This is a genomic window from uncultured Paraglaciecola sp., from assembly GCF_937123705.1.
GTDB lineage: Bacteria > Pseudomonadota > Gammaproteobacteria > Enterobacterales > Alteromonadaceae > Paraglaciecola.
The window spans coordinates 1-3876 of the sequence record NZ_CAKZKO010000168.1 but is presented as its reverse complement, the minus strand read 5'-3'; the positions used below and the strand labels follow the sequence as shown (position 1 = coordinate 3876).

Below are 3876 nucleotides of genomic sequence, written 5' to 3'. Positions count from 1 at the left end.
CCAGTTGTAGCGCAACCAAGGTTGATCTTGATCGCTACCTGAGCAGGTAATAGGGTTTTCACCAGTTTTATTGGTTGGTTCTGAGTCATCCATTCTTAACCACAAGCGGACTTGTTCACGAGGTGCATCTGTACCAGAAGGCGTATTTTGGTTCGCTGTGACCTCTTCTTCTCCATCATCAACATCCCCACTACCATTAAGTGAAGCTAATGTAGTGTTCACTGTATTACTAGTCCAAATAACTTGTTTGCAAATATTTGAGCCATTGAATGTACTGCGGTCGTCATCCTCGTTAACAACAAACTCGTTGCCATCCCAGAACTCAGCTCGAAGTGGGATAGTTAAGGTAGTACCGGAATTGCCACCAATGTCGTCAAGCGCCATTCGGCCATAACGAGCTGGAGGCTGGACCGGAAACTCGACAGAATCAGTCAAAATATCAGAGTCAGTAAATGAAACAGGATCAACTCCTGCAACAGTCAAACCAAAGTGGGTAATAGTGGAGTTAGCATCTGACGTATTAAACGGTGCATCTCTGCGGCTAACATCATCCGAATCCGTAACTCGCTGAAGAACAGCGGCACTATCGTTCAACAACCAATGCTTACGATCATTAGACCAAGTGCCTGCCTCAGTATCCAGTAAGAACTCGTTATCGATAGCTGTGTCATCTAGAACACCAAATTTCGCCTGTAAGTCTGAATGGAAGAAACGATAATTGTTGAGTGCGTTGCCGACACTGCTTGCACCAGATGCCATTGGATACACTTGATGAACGCTTGAATCATAAGGCTGACCTAAATAAGCAATATCGTTTTGATTCGCGACATTCCATTCAGAATTCTCTTGCAGGAAGTACTTCGGATAGAAGCGGCCAATTGATTTACTTCCAGAGAAGCCACCAAGGATCTTGCCGTAAAAGCTGTCCGAATCTTCTGTCACTGTAAAATTGAAGCTACCCACTTCTGAATATTCTAAGTTTTTAAATTTATAGCCATTATCTGCGAGTACTATATCAGAGCTAGATTGAGTCAGTTGACTAGTCGGTTCTAAACTCCCTAACACTGCATCACCATTACTAGGTGTATCCAGAGTATGAGTTGCAACGACAGCACCAGAGGACAGCAAATAGTTTTGTGTTACTAAGCTATTGTTACACGAAGGGTTAGTGTTACTCGAGAATCGAATAGGTTTAGCAAACACGTCAAACTCTTCCCCTGCAGCAGCAAACGCACTTCCACTATTACTGTTTCCATCAGAATTGTTGCTCGTGCAGATGGCAAATTTCCACGGACGAGAGTACACAGAGAAGCTCCCTTCAACATCATAACTCCCGTCTTCTGGGCAGCCAGCGAAACCAGTACAATCAAAGCTACTATCTTTTAAAGTGACGTTGAAAAGCCCTGACTCAGAGATAGTTAAGTCAGTTGAGGCGCTACCTTCTTCGAACTCAGGTAAATAAATCAAAGAGCCATCGGATCCACTCCAAGAGCTATCAAGCTCGTGAGCAATGGTAACTTCATCCCCAGCTTCACCTGTATAGTTTTCAGCAACAACAATCGAGTCACCAGAGTCACATGCTAAAACTTTTGTGACTGTCGGTGTCGCCTGCCCCGCAATGGCCTCCAAACGATTTGTCAGGTTATCACCATCCACTAAAGAGAATTTAAATGGTACAAACTTGAACTGACTTTCAACCTCTTTGCCAGAATCATCGACTAATGTCGCAGTTAGCTTATAACCTGTATCAAAATCAATATTAGCAGTATCTTTAGCGACAACTTTTAAAGTTAATTCACCATCGTCATTTGATACATAATTAGGGTAAGAACCTGAACCTTGAAGTACAGAAACGTCGAATTCATCAGCGTCTGGCGTAATACCTACGGTAACGTCTAGACTTTGTGCCACACCATTGTTAGAGGTATTAATGGTAAATTGAGGAGAGTCATCGCCACACATCAAAGCTAGATCGGTTGCGGGAGAAATGTCTATCTCGTAATCATCCGAAGGTTGAAAACAATGATTGTCAGTCGCAATAATCTTAGAAGTATTCCTCAGGCTGATAGCCTTAGCAGTAACTGCACCATAGACCGTTGACTGGTTACTCATAATGACATCAACTTCGCTATATAAAAGACCTCTAAACTCACTCTGGTTGGCAAAGTTAACATTAGAATTCTGCAATGCGTGAATAAAAACGACTAATTGCCCATCACCTTCTTCACCGAAAAATGAATCATTATTACTTAAATTCACTCTTCCTATATGGATAATAACTTTTTCTCCATCAGGGATTATGACTCTCCCTGCGTTATTAATATCCAAACTACCGACCCAATATGTGCCGCTATAAAATGTTACAGAACCTTTTCCAACACTTAAACTTCCTATTGATTCACTGTTAGAAAACTCTGCATCATCCTGCCATACATTTACAGTCTCCAGTCCATTATCAGGAGATTGGAAGCTTTCTAGTTCTTGCTGATTAACCAACAATCCTTCTTCACCATAACACTCTGTACCATCACAAGCGCTCTCCTTCTTATTTCCTGTTATCGTATTTTGAGGAAAACCTATATACCTCTTTCCATTTGATACTAACGCTCCTTCTATACCCTCCGATGTATCCAACAAAATATAAGTATTCTCGTTATTTTTCCATGTTTGAGCTGGCGAAGGAAATAACTGACAAATTTCACTCGTTGGCGGCTTATCAAATAGAAAGTACGAATAAGGCTCGACAACGTGAGCACGTTCATCATCTCGAGCCATGTCTTCTTCGTTGATTAAAGCAACACCCGTTTTCGATACTGAACAACGTCTCAGCCAGCCGCCATTGTTACCATTACGTGTACGCTTTGACGCGAGCAATGTCGGGATACCCGAAAAGCCAGAAGCTGAAAAATCTTGTACAAGCTGACAACCTTCTGTGATTGGTTTGATAACCCTATCATCGATATTCAGCGTATTTGATGTTGATCCTTGGCCAAGCCAAAATTTCTGTCCATTTATAAACCCTTCACCTAGCCCTGCGACAAAAGCAACTTGTTCATTACGAGCAAGCTGAGCATTAGATGAAACTTCTGAGCGATCGAGGACTAGATTAAATGAACTTGTTGTCGGATTTAGAGCAATTGGGGTTAACCAAACAGGAGCGCTACCTTGCATATTGCTCAAGCTTTGAATCTGTACTAAAACGCCCGGAGAAGAGCTAAAGTTGGATGACAAGCCAAAATCACTGAATTGCACCGATTTACTATTATTAGCTCCACCACCAGCATTTGAATAAGTACGGTTATAATCAATGGTTCCTGCAACTAATTTCGCCCCACTATCAAACTCCAGAACGCCTGGTTCAATGACCAAATAGTCAATATTTTCCATCGGAGCATCAACGTACTCCACTAAAGGATCGCTGGTATTGGTGCTGCATCGCCACTGCCCATTGTTATTCTGTTTCAAGCGAACACATGCCGCATCATGGGGTGGAAGTAGTTGTTTTATTGTTGCTTCGCTCGATGAAACAGACCAAACACGGAGATCAGAAGGGTATTCTGTCGTCTTACTATCAAAGTTTGAACGACTCGCATTCACCGTTGACATGACAAACACCAAAGGTGCTGAATCATAGCTTTTTTCAAACTCAATAACACACTCTACTGTGGGTCCGGATATCTCACATTTATCGGCTGGAATCGTCCCAAACTCAAACTGAGGGTTAGTATTAACATTAGCTTGAACTAATGGAGATAATAAAAGCGCAACGAATAATATTAAACAATGCTTTATCATAATGACTCCCTCACCCAAACTTCTTGAATACGCTGTACTTGGTTGATACCTGAACCACAAATGGCTGTTGATTCAATTTTG

Annotated in this window: 1 protein-coding gene; it reads right to left on the bottom strand. The window is 41.9% G+C overall.

The window, feature by feature from the left end; translation table 11 throughout:
• Nucleotides 1–3795 (bottom strand): DUF6701 domain-containing protein (locus tag Q0688_RS22270; protein ID WP_367179827.1); only part of this gene is annotated, 3795 nt, incomplete at its 3' end.
• Between the last annotated feature and the right edge of the window lie 81 nt (nucleotides 3796–3876).